The 19,342-nt window shown below is 51.9% G+C and carries 18 protein-coding genes; 3 read left to right on the plus strand and 15 right to left on the minus strand.

The window, feature by feature from the left end:
• Positions 1–446 precede the first annotated feature (446 nt).
• Both ACEPST_RS04095 and ACEPST_RS04100 read right to left on the minus strand, forming a co-directional pair.
• Entirely contained in the window at positions 447–614 is a 168-nt protein-coding gene (locus ACEPST_RS04095; RefSeq protein ID WP_204120398.1) for a hypothetical protein, read from the minus strand.
• A gap of 48 nt (positions 615–662) precedes the next feature.
• The gene (locus ACEPST_RS04100) at positions 663–3,413 is read right to left on the minus strand and encodes an HAD-IC family P-type ATPase (protein WP_204120399.1); all 2,751 of its coding nucleotides are present in this window, start codon (positions 3,411–3,413) and stop codon (positions 663–665) included.
• Positions 3,414–3,738: 325 nt separating this feature from the next.
• Between ACEPST_RS04100 and ACEPST_RS04105 the strand changes: the two genes are divergently transcribed.
• Positions 3,739–4,716, plus strand: a complete 978-nt coding sequence (locus ACEPST_RS04105; protein WP_204120400.1) for a zinc-binding dehydrogenase — start codon at positions 3,739–3,741, stop codon at positions 4,714–4,716.
• Positions 4,717–4,778: 62 nt separating this feature from the next.
• Here ACEPST_RS04105 and ACEPST_RS04110 read toward each other — a convergent pair whose 3' ends face one another.
• The 7 genes from ACEPST_RS04110 to ACEPST_RS04140 all read right to left on the minus strand — a co-directional run bounded on the left by ACEPST_RS04110 (position 4,779) and on the right by ACEPST_RS04140 (position 11,590).
• The gene (locus ACEPST_RS04110) at positions 4,779–6,344 is read right to left on the minus strand and encodes a bifunctional metallophosphatase/5'-nucleotidase (RefSeq protein ID WP_204120401.1); all 1,566 of its coding nucleotides are present in this window, start codon (positions 6,342–6,344) and stop codon (positions 4,779–4,781) included.
• Positions 6,345–7,154: a phosphonate ABC transporter, permease protein PhnE gene (gene phnE, locus ACEPST_RS04115; protein WP_203642520.1), complete on the minus strand. Its 810-nt coding sequence runs from the start codon at positions 7,152–7,154 to the stop codon at positions 6,345–6,347.
• On the minus strand, positions 7,154–7,948 hold the full coding sequence (gene phnE, locus ACEPST_RS04120; RefSeq protein ID WP_204120402.1) for a phosphonate ABC transporter, permease protein PhnE: 795 nt from the start codon (positions 7,946–7,948) through the stop codon (positions 7,154–7,156). The genes phnE (ACEPST_RS04115) and phnE (ACEPST_RS04120) overlap by 1 nt, the downstream gene beginning before the upstream one ends.
• The gene (gene phnC, locus ACEPST_RS04125) at positions 7,945–8,709 is read right to left on the minus strand and encodes a phosphonate ABC transporter ATP-binding protein (protein WP_204120403.1); all 765 of its coding nucleotides are present in this window, start codon (positions 8,707–8,709) and stop codon (positions 7,945–7,947) included. Before phnC ends, phnE (ACEPST_RS04120) begins: the two co-directional genes overlap by 4 nt.
• A 107-nt stretch (positions 8,710–8,816) precedes the next feature.
• On the minus strand, positions 8,817–9,767 hold the full coding sequence (locus ACEPST_RS04130) for a phosphate/phosphite/phosphonate ABC transporter substrate-binding protein (RefSeq protein ID WP_204120404.1): 951 nt from the start codon (positions 9,765–9,767) through the stop codon (positions 8,817–8,819).
• A gap of 643 nt (positions 9,768–10,410) precedes the next feature.
• Entirely contained in the window at positions 10,411–11,076 is a 666-nt protein-coding gene (locus ACEPST_RS04135) for a hypothetical protein (protein ID WP_204120405.1), read from the minus strand.
• Between the two features lie 22 nt (positions 11,077–11,098).
• Positions 11,099–11,590, minus strand: coding sequence for a MarR family winged helix-turn-helix transcriptional regulator (locus tag ACEPST_RS04140; RefSeq protein WP_236000674.1), 492 nt, complete (start codon positions 11,588–11,590; stop codon positions 11,099–11,101).
• Between the two features lie 20 nt (positions 11,591–11,610).
• On the opposite strand from ACEPST_RS04140, the gene ACEPST_RS04145 reads away from it, so the two are divergent.
• Complete coding sequence (locus tag ACEPST_RS04145; RefSeq protein WP_204120406.1) at positions 11,611–12,165, plus strand: NADPH-dependent FMN reductase; 555 nt, start codon at positions 11,611–11,613, stop codon at positions 12,163–12,165.
• A 53-nt stretch (positions 12,166–12,218) separates the two neighbouring features.
• Here the strand turns inward: ACEPST_RS04145 and ACEPST_RS04150 are convergent, their stop codons facing one another.
• A complete protein-coding gene (locus ACEPST_RS04150) occupies positions 12,219–13,238 on the minus strand; it encodes an NAD-dependent epimerase/dehydratase family protein (protein ID WP_204120407.1) in 1,020 nt (339 codons plus the stop codon).
• 94 nt (positions 13,239–13,332) lie between these two features.
• On the opposite strand from ACEPST_RS04150, the gene ACEPST_RS04155 reads away from it, so the two are divergent.
• A complete protein-coding gene (locus tag ACEPST_RS04155) occupies positions 13,333–13,779 on the plus strand; it encodes a MerR family transcriptional regulator (protein WP_204120408.1) in 447 nt (148 codons plus the stop codon).
• A gap of 316 nt (positions 13,780–14,095) precedes the next feature.
• On the opposite strand, the gene ACEPST_RS04160 is transcribed toward ACEPST_RS04155, so the two are convergent.
• The 5 genes from ACEPST_RS04160 to ACEPST_RS04180 form a co-directional block, all read right to left on the minus strand.
• Complete coding sequence (locus tag ACEPST_RS04160) at positions 14,096–14,791, minus strand: glycerophosphodiester phosphodiesterase family protein (protein ID WP_204120409.1); 696 nt, start codon at positions 14,789–14,791, stop codon at positions 14,096–14,098.
• A 37-nt stretch (positions 14,792–14,828) separates the two neighbouring features.
• The gene (locus tag ACEPST_RS04165) at positions 14,829–16,106 is read right to left on the minus strand and encodes an ABC transporter substrate-binding protein (RefSeq protein WP_374706457.1); all 1,278 of its coding nucleotides are present in this window, start codon (positions 16,104–16,106) and stop codon (positions 14,829–14,831) included.
• A gap of 86 nt (positions 16,107–16,192) precedes the next feature.
• Complete coding sequence (locus ACEPST_RS04170) at positions 16,193–17,011, minus strand: carbohydrate ABC transporter permease (protein ID WP_203637670.1); 819 nt, start codon at positions 17,009–17,011, stop codon at positions 16,193–16,195.
• Entirely contained in the window at positions 17,011–17,961 is a 951-nt protein-coding gene (locus ACEPST_RS04175; RefSeq protein WP_204120411.1) for a carbohydrate ABC transporter permease, read from the minus strand. The genes ACEPST_RS04170 and ACEPST_RS04175 overlap by 1 nt, the downstream gene beginning before the upstream one ends.
• Entirely contained in the window at positions 17,927–19,036 is a 1,110-nt protein-coding gene (locus ACEPST_RS04180; RefSeq protein ID WP_204120412.1) for an ABC transporter ATP-binding protein, read from the minus strand. Before ACEPST_RS04180 ends, ACEPST_RS04175 begins: the two co-directional genes overlap by 35 nt.
• Positions 19,037–19,342 lie beyond the last annotated feature (306 nt).

Consider the following 19,342-nt stretch of genomic DNA (forward strand, 5'->3'; position numbering starts at 1 on the left):
TGTTCCGCCCCCTTTCTTACCAGTATAGGATTAAGTTTTGATTAGAGCCAGAGGTTTCCCAAAATATTCCTAGATTGTGTGCTTGGGGCTAAATGCATTGCTCCCGCCTCCGGGATGGTGAAAATAGGCCGGAACGCTGTAGGCGGACGGCGGAAGCCAAAGGGCGGTCTTCCCCCTTACTTTGAGCCGCTAAGAAACGCGTCTCAAAGATACCAATTGCCTAAGCGGCCCAGCCCGCCACTAAGGCAATTCCTACGGCTGAGCCTATTTTCACCATCCCTGCGGCTACATTTGTTTAGCCCCAACCACACATTCAGTTCTCTGTACTCTGCCAATTTCAGCAAATTTTCAACCATGAGTCGGTACATCCGGCCCAATCAACACGATTATCCGCATCATTCCATAGAAAAAGGAGCCCAGTCACAACGACTGAGCTCCTTTCCATATTAACGTTTAAGGATAACCATTCGGTACAGACCGATAACGACAATCAGCAGCCACACGACCGTGAATCCCGTCACTAACCAGTCCGGTAGGCTGTGGCGGCTGAGGTCAACGACCACCGCCGCCAGTACCATGATGCCGATGGGCACCCATCTAATTTTTCGTTTCATGTGATCACCTATTTTTATCGCCACAACGTCTCGTCCAGTAGAAACCGATTAGAAATTCCGTTGTTCGCGAGTGACCGTGTTGGCGTCAAGGCGATGGCGAATGGCCTTGGCAATTTCCGTGACCACCAGGACGACGACCCCGGCCATGATTGGGATACCCCAACCGTAGAAGAAGTTGACGGAAGTGGTGTGGAAGACGCCCTGCATCGCTGGCCAGTAAATAATCATGGCTTGCAGCAACAGCAGGATGCCGACAATCACGAAACTCATCTTATTTCTGAAGAAGTACTTCGACAGAACGGGGTGGTCATTTTGCAGGTTGAACAGGTAGAAAATCTTCCCGAAAATAATCACGTTCAGCGTCATGGTACTTCCGATTACGGCAGAGAGGCCTTGGCCCGTTAAGAGGTCGTAGGCAAACATCCCCAGCCCGGAAATCAGCAACGACACGTAGGTGACCTCGAAGACGTCCAGCTTGGAAAGAATCCCGCGCGTCACATCTCGTGGCCCCCGTTTCATGATGCCGCTCTCGGCCGGTTCGAAGATGAAGGCAAACTGAATCGTCAGGGCAGACACCATGTTGATCCACAACAGTTGCGTTGGGAATAACGGTAATTCCTGATCCATCAGGATACTCAGAACCACGATCAATCCTTCGGCGAAACTGGTTGGGAGCAGGAAGCGAATCGTCTTGCGAATGTTATCGAAGACGTGCCGCCCTTCCCGAACCGCGCCCAGGATCGAGGTGAAGTCATCATCGGCTAACACCATGTCGGCGGAGTCCTTGGCCACATCGGTTCCCCGAATCCCCATGGCGACCCCGATGTCAGCCTGCTTCAAGGCAGGCGCATCGTTGACCCCGTCACCGGTCATGGAGACCACGTGACCACGGGACTGTTGGGCCTTCACGATTCGCAGCTTATCGGCTGGCGTCGTTCGGGCAAACACGGTGTATTTATCAATCTGAGAAGCCAACTCGGCATCACTCATCTGGGCCAGTTCTGGTCCGGTAATGGCGCGCGCCTGTTCGGACAGGTTTAACTGTTCGGCAATGGCAGCGGCCGTTTCTGGGTCATCCCCGGTGATCATCTTAACTTTGATGCCGGCGTAACGTAATTGCCGCACGGCATCGGCTACTCCAGGACGGGGTGGATCAATGATGCCGGCCATCCCGGCCAAATGGAAGTCTTGCCCGACTGGCAGGTCATCGACCTCATCAGCATCGGCGGCAACCGGCTGATACCCTAAGGCCACCACCCGTTTACCCTGTTGTGTCAACTGGGATAAGCGTTCTTGCCAAGCATTTTCGTCGACAGTCCCACCTTGTTCCTGCATTAAGCGGATCAGCGTTTGTGGGGCCCCCTTGACCAACAGGTAGCGTTGACCACGATGGTCGACCAGCCGTGCGGAGTACCGGATGGCTGAGTCGAATGGCAAGGAATCAATTTCAGCTGGGTCTGGATCGGCGCCGACCATCTTGTGGTAGAGCGCGGTTAAGGCCCCGTCGGTCGGTTCCCCGGTCAGAACCCATTGGCCATCTTCCTCATGGAATTCGGCGTCGGAGGTCTGCCCGGCAATTTGAACCAACCACTCTAGGTCAGTGTCGGCTTGCCAGTCAACGTCCTCACCCTCGTCATTTTGAATCTGACCAGCGGCATCGTAGCCCACCCCGGAAACGGTATAGGTATCCTGCGGCGTTAAAATGTCGGTCACGGTCATTTCGTTTTTGGTCAACGTCCCGGTCTTATCGGTGTTAACGATGTCGACGGCCCCCAGCGTTTCAACGGCGGGCAACGTCTTTACGATGACGTTTTGCTTGGTCATGGCCTGGGTCCCCATGGCAAGAACCACCGACGTACTGGCCGGCAAGCCTTCAGGCATGGACCCCACGACCATTGTAATCACGGCAATTAATAACGTTGGCAAACTGTAGACGTGGGTAATCATCCCCAGGACGAACAGCAAGACAGCCGCAATTAAAATGGCGATGGATAAGCCTAAACCTAAACTGTTTAAGTTTTTCATCAATGGCGTAGTCTGTTGCTTAACTTCGGCAACATTTTGTTGGATATGACCAATTTCGGTTTGTGCCCCGGTCACGGTCACGATTCCTCGCCCAGAACCGTTGGTAACAGCGGTTGAGGCAAAGGCTTGGTTGCTTCGTTCGGCTAACGCGAGGTCCGCCACGTCCAAGGGGTCTTCACCCTTTTCCACGGAGTCCGTTTCACCGGTCAAGGCCGACTCTTGGATTTTTAAGTTATCCGCGTCGATCAACCGTAAGTCGGCAGGGACGGTATCCCCGGCTTCCAGTTGAACGATGTCCCCAGTTACCAGCTCGCGTGCCGGCAACGTAATTTTCTGACCGTCACGAATCACGACGGCCTCGGAGACCAGTAGGGCCTTGATGCGGTCCAAAGCATTGTCCGCTGAGCGTTCCTGGAAATAACCAATAAAGGCGTTCGCAACGATCACTAGCCCGATAACAATGGAATCGGAGTAATGGTGCATGAAGAACGTCATCAGGGCAGCCGCCGCTAAAATGTAGATGATGGAGTTGTTAAATTGCTTCAAGAAGCGTAGTAAATTGGATTGCTTCTTAGCAGTTAACTCGTTGGGGCCATTTTGCTTGAGCCGCTTTTCGGCTTCGGCGGTGGTCAGTCCCTCATCTTCATTGGTAGCAAAGTCGACGAGTAAGGACTCAGTCGAGCGTTGCCATAGAGGCGACTGCTGGCTGGGTCCAGGGTCAGTGGTTTCTGCTTCAGTTGGTGTGGTGACTGTTTCTTTAGGGTCTTTCGACATGTAAATGGGTCTTCCTTTCTATTCTTGAAAATTCAGTTTAGCGGTCGGGAATCGGGAATGCAGCGTACGGTTGGTGCAAGGCGTCCACCTCCAAATCTCATTTTTAGTTAATTAATTTTACCAAGTTTTCATGAAAATTGCATCCCATTAGAGTCGATTGCAACATACTTTTAATAATAGGATGAATTGATAACGGTCACAATCAAAAGTAACCTTCCTTCGACACTAAAATTGGCCGCCCTCCTCGGTGTAGTATACTGACTAGGGAGACTGGTTTTGACTAGTCATGATTAACGTCTGAAATGTTTAAAGAAGGATGACCATTATGAAAGCTTGGACCATTACGGGGCCCGCACCCCACACATTAGATGACTTAAAATTCACGGAAGTTCCCGAACCAACGCCGCAAGACGATGAGGTCAAGGTTTACGTGCGCGCCGTGGGCCTCAACCCAGCTGACTATAAAGTTATTGAAAGTAGCGATACCACTGACCCCCGCGTGGTCGGCATGGATTGTGCCGGCGAAATTGTCACGGTCGGTGCCAACGTCACGGACTGGTCCGTGGGTGACCGCGTGATGTACCACGGGGATTTACGACGGGCTGGTAGCCTGGCCGAGTTTACCGTGACGACGCCTTTGAGTCTGGCGCCGATTCCCAGCAACGTCAGCTTTGAACAGGCAGCGGCGAGTCTTTGTGGCACTCTGACCGCCTATCAAGCACTCTATCGTAAGGCCAACCTCTCCGAATTACCAACTGTCTTAGTCCACGCTGGTGGTGGCGCCGTGGGCTTGGCCGCCCTACAGTTTGCCCACGACTTACACTTAAAAACAATCGCCACCACCTCCGCGAGAAAACGGCCACTGGTCGAGCGCGTTGGTGCAGACGTCATCATTGACTACCACCAAACGGACGTGACCACGGCTGTCCTGCAGGCCACGAACGGCCTTGGGGTTGGCCTGAGTCTGAACATCATTGGTGGCGAAGAACTCGCGGCCGATGTCGACCGCATGGCCTACAATGGCCAAATCATTGCCATCGGTGATGGAATGCCAGCCCACTTGAATCTAGATGACAAGGCGTTAGGCCTCACGCGTTCCGCACTTGGCGGGGTCTACCGGTCAAATAATCCTCAGGAGATTGCCGACCTCGGCTTCATGGCAGGCGTCATTGGTCAGAAATTGGCAACCGGCGAATTTGACCCGGTTATTGACCGGGTCTTGGCCTTTGACGATGCGGCTGAGGGCTTGAAATTGCTCCAGCGTGGCGATAACCTGGGTAAATTAGTCGTTCGAATCGCTTAATCCATAACAAAAAAGCTCACATCCGCAGTTTTTCTGCAGGTGTGAGCTTTTTTCATGGCACGTTATTCAGCCGTAAGGTTAACCGTAAAGTTCGTCTGCGGTCGGCCAACCACTACTGGCTGTGCTACAAAATACTGACGAATTAGTTCCGCCATGTCGACATTGACCTCGCGGCAGACCTTATCCGGCGAAAACATCGGGTAATCGCCGCCACCATTGCCGCGGTACTGATTCATTGCAACGGCTAACGTCTGTGTGGCTTCAACTGGTTGACCATGATACACCAACCGCGTTACGCGCTGACCCACCGGTTGGGTCAAATCAAAGTGATACTCAATGCCGCTGTAAATATCATAATTGTAGAGTGCCAGCTTAGGTGTCGTAAATGCTGGTGACACGCCAACCTGACCATCATCGGTGACCGTAAAGAAACTGGCACACCGCTCCAATGCAGCTCGCAACTCAGCCCCTGTCACCCGTTCAACAACCAGTGTATTGGCATACGGGTAGCTATTAAGGAGCTGGCGCAATGAGACCTGTTCCCCCAAACCATGGACGTCATCGTTAAACAACGCGGTTGCCGCAATGTCAGTTTGACCAGCGACCATCTCGACCGTATTGATAAACTGTAGATATGGGTGGCCACACAGCCGTGCCGCCATGGGGTCTGTGACTGCCAGTGATTTGCCTGTGAGTTGACCGACCGGTTGATCTAGCCAAGTTTCAACTTTCTCTTGGATAGGTGCTACTAACGCTGCCAAAGTACTATCTGGTTTGGCCGTAGCCGTGGTCAGCAGGGTTGCCGACTGGTCGACTACCCGTTTTTCATGATCCAGTGTGAGCGTAATCTCGCCTACCGCGACACCCTTTTCACCGGGCTGTGTCGTCGGAATGCCCTGGTAAACGCCTGCCAGTTGGCGGTGCTGGTGACCCGTCACTAACGCATCAATCCCCGGTACGTCTGCTAATAACTGAGACCCTTCGTTCTCCCCCGTCAGTCGTTCCGTTGGTTGACCGGTCTCCAGGTCGGCCTCAAAGCCGCCGTGGTAGGCCACGATGACAACATCGGCCAGTGCCCGCAGTTGCGGAACAAAGCGCTTGGCTGTCGCTAATGCGGAGGTAAAATCCAGTCCGGTCAGGTGGTCTGCCCGCTCCCAAATAGGCACGTACGCGGTGGTCAACCCCAAGATTGCAATTTTAATCCCCCGTTCTTCAACAATCGTGTACGGGGCATCTAAAATTCCTTGCGTAACGCCGCCTTGAATATTGGCGCCCACCAACGGATAGTTTCGTTGACGTTCACAGTTTCGCAGGTAATCTAAGCCATAATTGAATTCGTGATTGCCCAGAACCCCGGCATCATAGTGAATTGACCGCGTCAATTGGGTAAATAACGCTTGCTGGTCAGCCGGCTGTTGGACCAAATAACTGGCAAACGCGGACCCCTGAATCCAATCCCCATTCTCAATGGTAATCACAATCTCATCTGACGTCGCCCGTTGCTGGACCTCTTGAATGACGGTCGCCGCCTTCAACCAACCATAGTCCTGGTGGTCATCCCGCCGGCTATAGTTCGTTGGCAACACATAACCATGAACATCACTCGTTGATAATATTTTGACTTTCATTTAAATCAGCCGCTTTCGTAACTGTTCGGACAGGGAGTCAATCAAGAGCACCATGATGACGATACCTAACAGGATAATACCAACCTTAGGCCAGTTCCGCGTTTGAATGGCAAAAATCATGGGCGTCCCAATTCCCCCAGCCCCCACCATCCCCAGGATAGAGGCAGATCGAACAGCGATTTCAAAACGATATAACGTATAGGAAAAGAATTCTGGCATAATGGTTGGCAACGTCGCTAGACCAAATACCTGTCCGGAACGACCGCCCGCACTCACGATAGCCTCTTCTGGTCCCCGATTCATGTTCTCAATCGCTTCACTAAAGAGCTTGCCCAGCATCCCAATCGAATGGATGCTAACGGCCAAGACCCCCGCGTAAGAGCCCGGCCCCACAGCCTTAATAAACATGATGGCCAACACAATTTCGGGAAAGGTCCGAATCAATGTCAAGACGACTTTCCCACTACCAGAACGCACGAAGAACCGTTCGTGGTCGCCGCGAGCCGCCCAAAAGGCAAAGGGCACACTGATAACTGCCGACACAATCGTCCCCAGAAAGGCGATGGCTAACGTCTGCAGGATCAAAGAAACCAAATCCTCACCGCTCCCATCGTACACGTACGACCACTGCGGATGGACTAAACCGGCCATAATGGACCGTGAGACGACGCCGGCTGATTCCTGGAGACCGGTAAACTTCAATCCACTAATCGTCCAATCATATAGGGCGCCAATCACAACGACCCACAGAAGCCAGCGCCACCGTTGCCAGATGCTCCGTGACGGTTTTTCAATCAACGTAGTTATCATTAGAGCAAGACCCTCCTTAGGTGATTACTGATGCCGTCAATGACTAACACCACTGCCAGAGTAGCCAAAATAATGACAGCCGTTTGGCTATAATTAAACTCGTTGAGTGAACGCTGGAGAAAAACCCCAATCCCACCAGCTCCCAAGTACCCCAAAACGGTCGACGCCCGCACGTTGATTTCTAACGTATAGAGAAAATAGCTCACAAACTGATTGAGGATTTGCGGTAACACCGCATACCAAATGATGGTGACCTTGCTAGCCCCCACGGAGGTCAACGCCTCAAGGGGCCCCATATCAATCGTTTCAATCACTTCATAGAAAAGTTTGGAAACCATCCCAAACGAGAAGATAGCTAAGGTCACGACCCCCGCCGTTGAGCCAATTCCAAAAACCGCCACAAAAATGGCAGCCAATAAAAGATCGGGTAACGTCCGAACCAAATCCAAAAATAACCGGGTCAGTCCTCGTAAGAACCGATTGTGAATCAAGTTACTGGCGCTTAAGATGGCGAATGGCACGGCCAGCGCCGCCCCAATCGTCGTTCCCAGAATCGCCATTTGAATGGTTTCTAACAAGGGACGAACAATTACATTGGTGTACTCCCAAGCCGGATGTGACATCCGCACTAACAGATTCAGAAACTGCCCGAAATTACTGAAGAACATCCCCACGTCGACCCCAGTCATCCGCGAAGACGCCACCAGCAAAACCAACAGCAAGACCGTCACAGCGATGCCCTTAATGTGCCAACGCTGAATCCACGACCGTCGTGGGACTTCTGGAATACTCATGCCTGGACCGCCTCCGTCACATAAATATCATTCAAGTCAGCCTCCGTCACCTCGCTGATTGGCCGGTCATAAACCAGTTGACCCGCTTGTAACCCAATGATGCGATCCGCATATTGCCGCGCTAACGGAACCGAATGCAAATTGACAATGACGGTGATATTGTCCTCCCGGTTCAACCGTTGGAGGGTGTCCATCACGGCCTTGGTCGTTAAGGGATCCAGCGACGCCACTGGCTCATCCGCCAAAATAATTTTCGGCTCCTGCATCAACGTGCGGGCAATGGCGACGCGCTGCTGTTGCCCACCGGACAGTTCATCTGCCCGCGTGTAGAGTTTATCGGCTAAATTTACCCGTTGTAAGGACCGGACAGCCATTTCACGGTCTGCCTGAGTAAACAACCCACAGAGCGTCTTCCAGGTCGGGTAATAGCTCACGCGGCCAGACAAGACATTGCGTTCGACGCTGGAACGATTAACCAGATTAAACCCCTGAAAGATCATCCCAATCTTACGTCGTAACAGGCGCAAGGCCTGACCTTTGTACGTTTGAATGGGTTCCCCGTCAATCTTAATTTCTCCAGTAGTAATCTCATGCATTCGGTTAATCGTTCGTAATAAGGTACTCTTCCCCGCACCAGATAACCCGACGACTACCAAAAACTGGCCTTGTGGAATCTCAAAATTAATATCCTTCAAGCCAACGGTCCCATTGCTATAAATCTTATTCACATGTTTAAAAGAAATAATTGGTGCTTCTCCCATTTATTCGTTCCCCCGTAAAAAAGTAGCAAGGTGCCAGAAACGCGCTACCCCACTACTTTTTACCATCCTTGACGACTAGACGTTTAGATTCAGCTGCTGGCAGCCGCCTACTTATCTAAGCCCTTAGCCTTTTTATCGTATTGCCGAATAATATCAAAGTTACTGTCCTTAGAATCGGCGTAGCCTTGGTGTGAGTACACACTGGAAATAATGTCATGGCCTTGCTTGGTCTTGGCAATTTCCTTAAAGGCGGTCGCAATCTTCTTTTGCCACTTCTCGCTCATGTCACCACGTGCCGTGATCGTATCGTTTGGAATCTTACCTGTGGTGTAGATTGGGACAACCTTACTCATGATGTCCTTCTCATCCTTCATCACAATGTTGCGGGCACCTTGAAAGACAAAGGCGGCATCGGTGTTTTTGTTGTAAACAGACAGTACCCCTTGGTCATGACCCTTAACGGTGACAGTCTGAATGCCATCCTTGTTGATGTTGACCCCATGGTCCAGCATTTCAACGGCAGGATAGATCCAGCCGGCAGTTGACGTCGTATCTTGAACGGCAATCTTCTTGCCCTTCAAATCCTTGATGGACTTGATGCCGCTATCCTTACGAACCAAAATTTGTGACCGGTAGAAGTTCACCAGTTCCTTAGTGGCCTTGTCATTAGGTTCACTGACGCCGTAACGTTGTGCTTGTAACAGAACCTTATCGCCGTATTGTTTGTGCGCTAAGACGTAAGCATCAGGCGGTAAGAAACCAATATCAACCTTCTTAGAACCCATGGCTTCAACAATCGTGTTGTAGTCGGTTGAAACGCTCACCGTTACAGGAATCCCCAGTTGTTTCTTTAATAACCCTTCCAGTGGCTTGGCCTTAGCCTCAATGGTCCCCGCATTAGATGACGGCACAAATTCAACCGTTAACTTCTTTGGCGCGTAAGCTTCTGACTTGGAACCTGCGCTACTGGATGCCTTCCCACAAGCGGCTAATGTCGCTGGCAAAATCAATAGCGTTGCCATAATTAAGAGCAATTTCCCCTTACTCTTCAAATGCATCGCATTCACTCCTCAAATATGTATTGTTTTTCTTTAGCAAGTTCCAGTGTAGCATAAAGCACGAACGAATCAATGATTATGTTATTTATAGTTCGTTATTAGCTATTTTATATTCAGCTAATTCCGATTAATAGTCGGAATATTCTATAACCGATGAACATTAAGCCGCCTTTCCCCGAACTCATTTCGCCATTTCATCAAAAAAGGCCGGATTTAGAAACAATCCACTCGCAAAATAAATTTGAAAACTTTTTGATGGCCGCTTTTTCTGAATATGTATTCATGTATTTTTCCCTCGACCGAGACTAACAGCGTCGATTCAGTCTTTTCGTTCATAATATAACCTATTGTGGAATAGTGCCGCTGAAATTGTAATATTACAAATCGTCAAATTCGCCCGCAAGCCTTGATTTCTCTGTTATAGTAAATATGTCGTAAACAATTGCTTAACAAACTAACGACAAACTAAAGCTTTTTTGGTAACAGCGATTAAGGTACCCGGAAAATGCCTTAACTCTGTCTGTCCCCAATTGAATAATTAACCTTATTGAATCAGACTAAATCCCAGTTCGATTCAATGAGGTTAATTTTTTTGCACTAAAAAGGACGATCCTGACTGGATCGCCCTTTTTCGTTTACTTGCTTACATAACCCACCAGCGGTCCTCCATTGGCCAATGCACAAAGCCTAACTGGTAAACCTTAATGCCCAAACTGTTTTGATCAGACACGGGGTAGCCCATCATCCCCAACAGGCCTGGTTCCGCTACTGCCGGATGTTCGGGTGCATAATCCAGGTAGTGATCAGCACGCAACGAACTGCGGTCAGCACTGTACGTCCCGACGACCGCCGGATACGGCGAGTGGTACCCCGCCACGAATAGCCGCGCACTGGCCTGCGGTGACAAAAGACACAGACATGTTAGGACAAGCACGATACCGCCGACCCATTTTGTCGACCGCCCGAAGGCCAATTTCAGCTTAGCGGTTGCCAACACCCAGCCCGTCAACAGCGTGAGTCCAGGGAGAACGACCGCCGCGTAGCCACTCACCCATTGACTGGAAAGAACCGTCAGGGGTAATAGGGTTGCCGTGATTAGTCCGTACCCGCCTGAGAAAAAGGCGAATGATCCCAGAATTAGAATCCAGGGGGCTAAAAGCAACAAGACCTCGCCAGCCAAAATCACGATTGCCCAGCCTGACTCACTATTGCTGCCGTTAACGGCGACCCAGCCCACGGTTCGCAACCACCACAGACCGTAAAATCCAAGCATGATGGAGCCCCGTTGCCATAACATTTGTTGTTTCATACTCGACTCATCTCATCTACATTTATTCGCGATACTCGCCGGGCCCCGTCAAGGTCGTTGCCAGTTGCTGCAAGACCTGCAGTAGCGCAACCTTGTCGGCGTTTGAATAGTCCTGTAGTTTATCGCGTAAAGCGGCTTCTCTGGCAATTTTGATTTGTAACAGCGCCCGTTGACCTTGGGGGCTCAGCGTGACTTGCCGAATTCGCTGGTCACGCCGCTCGACCTCCACGAGCCATCCCGCTGTGACTAGCTTATCGACCTGGCGACTGATGGACGAGTGATTCCGTCCAATCTGGTTGGCCAGTTCGCCAATGCTGATTCCCGGTTGGCGACCGACCCGCACAATAATCGGCAGGGCGGCCGGTTCCAGCGAGATGTTGGCCTGTTTTAGCAGGCGTCGGTCTTGCTGGGGCTGATTGAAAAACGTCACGATTTCAAAGAGTGCTTCAAAAATTTCATTATCCATGTTGCCATTATACCAGAACCATGCTAAGATGTGTGCATATTGCACCATTAACTTTAAGGAGACCCATTATGACGAAAAAAATTGGCTTAATCATTGGCTCCACCCGTCCCAGTCGGATCAGTCCCAGCATCGCGACTTGGCTCCAACAAAACGTGGCCCACGACGGCTTAACCATTGATCTCATCGATCTGGCAACCATCGACCTGCCTTTCTTAGATGAGACCGCCATGCCTTCCGACAACCAATACGAACTGGCACACACCAAGCAATGGAGTGCCTTGATTCAAGGTTACGACGGCTTTATTCTGCTGTTCCCACAATATAATTGGGGTTACCCGGCACCCCTGAAAAACGCCCTCGATACCCTCTACTGGGAATGGCGTGGCAAGCCGGTCAGCCTGGTTTCTTACGGCGGTCACGGTGGCTTTCAAGCGGCTCTGGGCATGCAACTAGTCGTCCGGGGATTGAAGATGCCCATCATGACCAACAACCTCCGCATCGATTTGAAAAAGGACGCCTTAGACGACAACGGTCAGTTCAAAAATACGGAAGACGCCTTAGCCCCCTACGCCTTCTCTGCCCAACAGTTAGGCGCAGAATTTGCGCACATCCTTGCCGACTAATCTGATAATTATACGAAAGCAGCGAACTCGAAAGTTTCCGGGTCCGCTGCTTTTTAGACTTTTCCAATTCGGCGCAAGCTGTCGACCGCTGCCAGGACGGCCGTTTGATTATCACTCACGGGCATCCACCCCAATAGGTCACGCGCTCGTTGATTGCTGACCCGATGACCCAACTTCAAGGTCAGCGCTGCTTCACGTACAGGCTGACTGAACGGTGCTAGTGCCTTTACTAGGCCGTTAGACAATAAATGTTTGGGCAACTTGGCCGCTAACTCGGGCCGCTCCCGGCGAATCAATGTGACCATCTCCTGCATTGAAATGGCCCCGTCCTCGACTGCCAACACGCGATGATTGGCTGCCGCCGGTGTCGCCAGCGCCCGCACATGAATGTCTGCCACGTCGCGGACGTCCACCACGTTGACTGTTAAATTTGGCGTTGGTTGCCCCGTCAGCAGGCGCTCAACCAAACCAAAACTGCCGGTTACATGCTGGCCCAACGCTGGTCCCAACATGGCGCCGGCATTGACCGTCACTAGTTCGAGCGCCGGATGAGCAGCGACAAAGTCCCAAGCTGTGTGCTCAGCAATCAGTTTCGATTTTTCGTAGGCAGACAGCCCACGCTGGTTCTCAACGGTCCAATCGGTCTCGGTAATCACGTGCTGTGGGTCAAAACTGCTAAAGCCCACGGCCCCCAGGTTCGCCGTCATCACGACTCGTTGAACCCCGGCAACCAATGCCGCCTGTAAGATGCGCTGCGTCCCCACCGTAGCGGCCGTCGTCACATCTTCAGAGACATGCTTGTCGTTCACAAAAACGGGTGCGGCGACACTCATCACGGCATCGATGCCTTGCATGGCCTCGTTCCAGCCTGCATCCTGCGTCAAATCAGCCACGACAAACTCCAAGCGTTCCACGTGTTCGGTGCCGGCCGCAAGCAACGTCTGCCGGACACCGGCGGCCTTCGTCAACGATCGGAGTGTGGCGCGCACCTGATAACCGGCCACCAATAATTTTTGAATAATGTGTAAGGCCAGGAAGCCGTTGCCCCCGGTCACTAAAATTTGTTTGCGCATACTTTTCTCCTCGCTTGTCAGTTCTACATGATTGGATTTACAATGAGTCTAAACCCTAGACCATACTCTAGGGCAACTGATTGGAGGAAAAAAGTTGACCTACACCATCAAAGAAGTGGCCGAAAAAACTGGGCTCTCCATTTACACCCTCAGATTCTACGACAAACAGGGGCTCCTCCCCTTCGTGAGCCGCAATTCGTCTGGCTACCGGGCATTCACCACGGGCGACCTTCAGTTACTCAAAACCATTTGTTGTTTGAAAAATACGGATATGAAAATTAGTGATATTCGTCAATACATCACCTACGTCATGCAGGGACCCAGCTCCATTCCTGAACGCCGGACACTTTTGCAGGCACACCAACAAGCAATTCTAGCCAAGCAAGCCGCCATTCAAAAGAACCTCCAGGAGATTGAATTCAAGCTCAATATCTACACCTCCCCAGAAGCAGAAACGCTGGTCAATCAAGAACTAGCCGTCGCCCAAGCAGAAAAAGTCGCCAATGATCTCCCCAATCCATTCCAAGCAAAAAACGCGTAGGAACGTCCTGCGCGTTTTCGTTTGGAATGAATTTTAGTTGCTTACCTCACACTTGGTCGTCAAACCACAACCACCCCCACCACCACCAGCACCGGCGCACTAACGTTACGTCAGCGGAACCGGAGGAGGACAGACACGGCCCCACTGTGTCGGTGATGTTAGACCGAGTGTTCTTCTCGGCCTTACATCACGGGACGAGCTTGGAGACTCGTGTACTTCGAGGCTTCAAGGCGCCTCTGAAGACCGCTTCTCAGGCTTCAGAGGTTACCCCACAGTGGGGCCGTGTCTGTCAGCCGCAGGTGAAGCGAAGGAAACGTTAGTCCACCGTAAGCTCGTCGCGAAGGGCGGTCATGGTGACGAAGTCGTCGGTGAAGATGCCCGCCACGCCCTTCCGAAACAGTGCCGCCGCTTCCTTTGGATCATCCACGGTCCAAATCCGCTCATCCCCGGGCACGTCGTCTTGGTAATGGCTCAAGTGCAGTCCGGCCAAATGTTCGTTGGCCACGAAGGCCCCGGCATTCACGACCGGCTTGCCCGTCAACCAGCAGTAGGCCTCGTTAGGCGCTAGTTTTTGACAAATCTTCAACGTGGGTAAATGAAACGAGGAGTAAATCACGGGATGCTTTAACGGCGTCGCATGGACCATCCCCATCACGATTTTTTCAATGTTGGGGTACTGAATCTTGTCGGTCTTAAACTCCAGGTTCAACTGAACATCGTGGGTCCCGACCAGCGTTAAAAATTCCGCCAACGTGGGAATCGGTTCATTTTCAGCTAAATGAAACTGGCGGAGCTCCGCTAACGTGTAGTCGTGGATGTACCCGGTCCCATCGCTGGTCCGGTCGAGGCGCTCGTCGTGCATGATCACGGGCACTTGATCCTTGGTCAGATGCACATCGAATTCCAATCCCTCAATACCATGGTCCAGTCCGTAGGCGAATCCCGCCAAACTGTTTTCTGGAAACTTGGCCGGGTAACCCCGGTGCCCAAATACTAACGTTTTAACTGTCATTTTACCGCTCCCTATTGCCGTTTTATTTTCGCTTATCTCAGTAGCCGTTCGCGCGGTTATTACCCTGAATGTACGCGTTCATCGACTTCTGAGCTGTGGCCAGTGATTTCTGAATATCACTCCCATTATAAATCTGTTCCATCGCCGTTTGGGTTAAGTTTCGCTCTTGAATCAGCCCCTGCAAGAAAATCCCAGAATTGGTGGCATTAGGCGTGGCGGCCCGTAATTGCTCGCCAGGAACCTTCGTCGCTGGCAACTTCTTGTACAGGTTCTGCAGAACGGCTTCCTTCTGTGAGTCTTTGTTCAAAGCCAGGTAACCGGTCGCAACCTGCCACTGGGCTTGGCTCTTCGCCGTCATCAGGTACTTGATGAACTCCCAGGCACCCCGTTGCACGTCGTTAGGTTTGTCGTTTGAAATCCAGAGTGACGCGCCCCCAATGGCGACCCCGTTACTCTTCTGACCGTCCGGATGTGGGTAGTAGGTAATGCCCAGCTGATCCTGGTTGCCGGTGGTCAATTGCCCGATTGAGGCGGAACTTTGCATGAACATGCCCAAACGACCGGACAGGAAGCTGGCCGTTTCGTTGTTCTGCGCGTTGGCACCCGCGCCGTAGTTCACAAAGTCACCGGCCTTCAGGTTATCCTGGATCCACTTCATGGTCTTGACGGTGGCAGCGTTCGTGAAGTTAACAGCGGTTGGTGTCCCCGCGTGACCATCCTCCTGGTTGGCCAAAGAGACGCCGGCGTTAGCCATGAACTGTTCAAATAGCCAGCCGTAAATTTCAACCGTCATGCCTTGAACTTTCTTGTGAGACCGGTCCGTCAATTGCTTAGCCACCCGCGTAATGTCGCTGTATGACGGATTAACTGGCGGTGGCGTGATCTTATATTTCTTAAGCAGCGTGGCATTATAGTACAGCACGGGTTGTGAGGTGTTGAACGGCATGGAGAGTTGGGTCCCCTTGTTGGCGTAAAACGCCCGCGCCCCGGCGGCAATCTGGTTCACGTCGTAATGGTCTTCGTCAATGAACTTCTGGACGGGCGTGGTGTAGCCCGTGTGGTGAATCTGACTGGTCGAGATGTCCATCGACTGAAAGACTGCTGGAGAGGCATCGGTGCCATGCGTGTTGATAATCTTCTGCACGGCCTCGTTGTAGTTCCCTTCAAACTCCGACACCACCTCGTACTTGCTCTGCGACTGGTTGAAATCCTTCACAAAGGTGTTCAGCTGTTGCTGAGCGGGCCCGGTCATTTCGTTCCAGAAGACCAATTTGGTGCGTTTAGCGCCCTGTGCCTGCGCGGCAGGTTTACTCATGACCGACCACCCAGCAAAGGCGGCAATCACGGCGACCAAGATAGCTCCCAGAATCAATAAACGTTGATGTGATCCATTTTTGGTTGTCATTTCGTGGCCCCCTCATTGAGCCCATTCTTGAAGTAGTGTTGGCCCACGAACAGCACAATCAGTGTGGGCACAACAACGATCACGGCACTGGCTTGAATCATGCCCCAGTTGTTAAACGTTTCCTGCGACTGCAGTTGCCGCAAGCCGTCTTGTACGGGTCGGAATTTATCGCTAAATGTGGTCAACATTGGCCAAAGGTATTGGTTCCAGCTCTCCAAGAAGCTGTAAGCGGCCAGTGTAAACAGGCTGATGCGGGCGTAAGGTAGGGTGACCCGCCAGTAAAATTGCCAGTGGTTCAGGCCCTCGACGTCCGCGGCTTCCTTCAATTCCGGTGGAATCTGTCGGAAGGCTTGCCGCAACATGAAGATGCCAAACGCTGAGGTCAGAAATGGAATGACCATGACGGCGTAATGGTTCAGCAAGTTTAGCTGCCGGACCGTGGCGAAGTTGGGAATGACTTCCGCTTCAAATGGCAACATCATCGTCGCTAAAATCAGGTAGAACAACAGGTCGCGGCCCTTAAATTTCAGGAAAACAAAGGCGTAGGCGCCCAGCGAACAGAACAAGAGTTGCGCCGCCATGGTCAACGTGGAAATGACAAAACTGTTGAGTAAATAGCGTAAGATGGCCGTTTGCTTAACCGCCTCGGCGTAGTTGGCAAAGGAAATATGGGTACTCCACAACGCCCCTTTGGCAATATCCGCCGTTGGTAATAAGCTGGTCCAGAAGCCGAGGATAAAGGGCCCCAGAATGATGACGGCCAAGAGAATCAACACCAAATAACGTAATGGTTTACGGGTTTTCGTCTGAATCATTAGTAGGTCACCCGTTTCTCTAAGAATTTGAATTGCAGTAAGGTAAACAGTGCAATGATGACGGCTAAGATAACCGATTCAGCACTGGCGAGACCGTAGTTGCCATTTAAAAAGGCATCGCGGTAGACTTGATAGACCATCAGGTTGGTTGCGTTGTTGGGGCCCCCAGCCGTCATCAGGTCGATCAACCCGAAGCTCTTGAACGCCCCAATCAATGTGACCGTGGACGTGAAGAACAGTGTGGGTGAAATCATGGGCAAGGTCACGTGGAAGAACTGATAGCTTGGCGACGCGCCTTCGATGGCCGCCGCCTCGTACAGCGGTTGTGGCACCATTTGTAGGGCGCCGAAGAGAATCAGAAAGGTGAAGCCCAGGTTCATCCAGACGGTCGAAATGATAACAGCAATCATGGCCGGACCGGGCGTCGTTAACCATTGCACCAGTGGCAAATGTAACAGGGTCCCAATCTGGTCAAATAGGCCAATCGACGGGCTGAAAATGAACAACCAGAAGATAGCGGCGACGGAGACGGAAACCCCCATAGTGGCGGAGAAGATTGTCCGGAACCATTGAATGCCGGCTAATTTGCGGACGGCCATTTGGGCCAGCAATAACCCGAAAATCAGGGTGAAGGCCACGACGCCGATCACATAGACAGCGGTGGCTTGTAGGCTGGCCTGGTAGGCGCTTGAGGTCAATAAGTTTACGTAATTTTTCAGACCGATAAACACGGTCGGCCGCCCAACGTTATTTGTCAGGAAGAGGCTAAGATAAAGCGTTCGTAACATCGGGTAAAAGACGAAGACACCCAGGATCAAGACGGACGGTCCTAGAAAGGCTAGCGCGTACCATTTATCGTTGACGTGAAGGTTAAAGCCCTTCGCATTCGCTTGATTCAGCGTTTTCGGCTTTAAGTTAGGCTTGGACGCTGGCGTGATTTCCTGTTGCATGACGCGTTCCCCCTTCCACCATGAATTGGGCCTGACCGTCATGGTCGAACACGTAGGCCTGCCCAGCAATCGTCACGCTTAGCCAATCGCCAACGTTGTACTGGTCCTTGGCCGCAGCGACCAGTTCCAGTGGCGTCCCATCTGCGAGTTCGGCCTCCAAAATAATTTCGGAGCCCAGATACTCCACGGTCTTCACCTGCGCGTTGGGCTCACCGGTACCTTGTGGTAAGAGGCGCAAGGCGTTGGGCCGGATACCGACCACGTAATCCGCCACGGGTAAGGGTTCGGGGACACTTAATTTCAACGTATTCGCTAACAAAAGTTCCTTGTCGGCTTCGACGCGGGCAGGTAATAAGTTCATCCGTGGCGTGCCAAAGAAACTGGCCACGAAGGTGTTGGCGGGCCGATTGTAAATGTCGAGGGGCGTGCCAATCTGTTGAATCTCATGGTTGTGCAACACCATGATGTGGTCGGCCATGGTCATCGCTTCCACCTGATCATGGGTGACGTAGATCACGGTCAGCCCCAACTCCCGCTGGAGGTTCCGCAGTTCCGTCCGCATCTTAATTCGGAGTTGGGCGTCCAAGTTGGACAAGGGTTCGTCCATTAAACAAATCTTGACGTCACTGGCGATGGCCCGGGCCAAGGCGACTCGTTGGCGTTGCCCACCAGACAAGTCACGCGGCTTGCGGTCCTTAAACTCATTTAAGTTGACCAGATCAATGGCCTTGTCGACCCGTTTCTTGATCTCATCGGCTGGAAACTTCCGCGCCTTCAGCCCAAAAGCCACGTTGTCGGTGACCGATAAAAATGGGAACAACGCATAGCTTTGAAAGACCATGGTGAGCTTGCGGTCCTTGGGCGGCAGGTTCGTTGCGACCTGATCGTCAATTTGTAATTCACCAGCAGAAATCGGAATCAAACCAGCAATCATCCGTAGTAACGTACTTTTGCCACAGCCCGAAGGCCCGACGATGGCAAAGAACTCGCCGCTTTCAATGTGGGCACTCACATCCTCTAGTACCCAATTGCCGGCCGTATACTCTTTCCCTAATGCTTTCAACTCAATTGACATTTTGCCACTCCCCTTTGTGAGTCTGGATTCAGTGTACGCGGCCTATGTAACGGTAAGATGTTGACCCTGTAAATCCTGTGTAAAGTCCCCCAAGGTTTGCCATTAAAATAGTTATACTAGATGTGATTTGCCGCCTGCGGCTTCCAGGACTACGCCTGCTGTGGGGCCCGGTTCCGGCCCGAGGAGCGGTCCTCCACCTCGCTTTGAAACCTCGCTGAAGTTCGCGAGTTTCCAAAGTCGTCCCAGGCTGTAAGCCGGCCAAGAACTGACTAACACCCTCGACACAGCTGGCTCCGTCCTGGCTTC

It is taken from the genome of Levilactobacillus sp. FUA 3915 (genome assembly GCF_044053135.1).
GTDB lineage: Bacteria > Bacillota > Bacilli > Lactobacillales > Lactobacillaceae > Levilactobacillus > Levilactobacillus lanxiensis.

Bases quoted from the DNA above. Each gene is read 5' to 3' on its own strand.
- ACEPST_RS04170 (WP_203637670.1), bottom strand. From the start codon at position 17,011: ATGATTCAGACGAAAACCCGTAAACCATTACGTTATTTGGTGTTGATT.
- ACEPST_RS04140 (WP_236000674.1), bottom strand. From the start codon at position 11,590: ATGGTGCAATATGCACACATCTTAGCATGGTTCTGGTATAATGGCAAC.
- ACEPST_RS04095 (WP_204120398.1), bottom strand. From the start codon at position 614: ATGAAACGAAAAATTAGATGGGTGCCCATCGGCATCATGGTACTGGCG.
- ACEPST_RS04165 (WP_374706457.1), bottom strand. From the start codon at position 16,106: ATGAGTAAACCTGCCGCGCAGGCACAGGGCGCTAAACGCACCAAATTG.
- ACEPST_RS04145 (WP_204120406.1), top strand. From the start codon at position 11,611: ATGACGAAAAAAATTGGCTTAATCATTGGCTCCACCCGTCCCAGTCGG.
- ACEPST_RS04150 (WP_204120407.1), bottom strand. From the start codon at position 13,238: ATGCGCAAACAAATTTTAGTGACCGGGGGCAACGGCTTCCTGGCCTTA.
- ACEPST_RS04180 (WP_204120412.1), bottom strand. From the start codon at position 19,036: ATGTCAATTGAGTTGAAAGCATTAGGGAAAGAGTATACGGCCGGCAAT.
- phnC (WP_204120403.1), bottom strand. From the start codon at position 8,709: ATGGGAGAAGCACCAATTATTTCTTTTAAACATGTGAATAAGATTTAT.
- ACEPST_RS04105 (WP_204120400.1), top strand. From the start codon at position 3,739: ATGAAAGCTTGGACCATTACGGGGCCCGCACCCCACACATTAGATGAC.
- ACEPST_RS04160 (WP_204120409.1), bottom strand. From the start codon at position 14,791: ATGACAGTTAAAACGTTAGTATTTGGGCACCGGGGTTACCCGGCCAAG.
- ACEPST_RS04100 (WP_204120399.1), bottom strand. From the start codon at position 3,413: ATGTCGAAAGACCCTAAAGAAACAGTCACCACACCAACTGAAGCAGAA.
- ACEPST_RS04130 (WP_204120404.1), bottom strand. From the start codon at position 9,767: ATGCATTTGAAGAGTAAGGGGAAATTGCTCTTAATTATGGCAACGCTA.
- ACEPST_RS04175 (WP_204120411.1), bottom strand. From the start codon at position 17,961: ATGCAACAGGAAATCACGCCAGCGTCCAAGCCTAACTTAAAGCCGAAA.
- phnE (WP_204120402.1), bottom strand. From the start codon at position 7,948: ATGAGTATTCCAGAAGTCCCACGACGGTCGTGGATTCAGCGTTGGCAC.
- phnE (WP_203642520.1), bottom strand. From the start codon at position 7,154: ATGATAACTACGTTGATTGAAAAACCGTCACGGAGCATCTGGCAACGG.
- ACEPST_RS04110 (WP_204120401.1), bottom strand. From the start codon at position 6,344: ATGAAAGTCAAAATATTATCAACGAGTGATGTTCATGGTTATGTGTTG.
- ACEPST_RS04135 (WP_204120405.1), bottom strand. From the start codon at position 11,076: ATGAAACAACAAATGTTATGGCAACGGGGCTCCATCATGCTTGGATTT.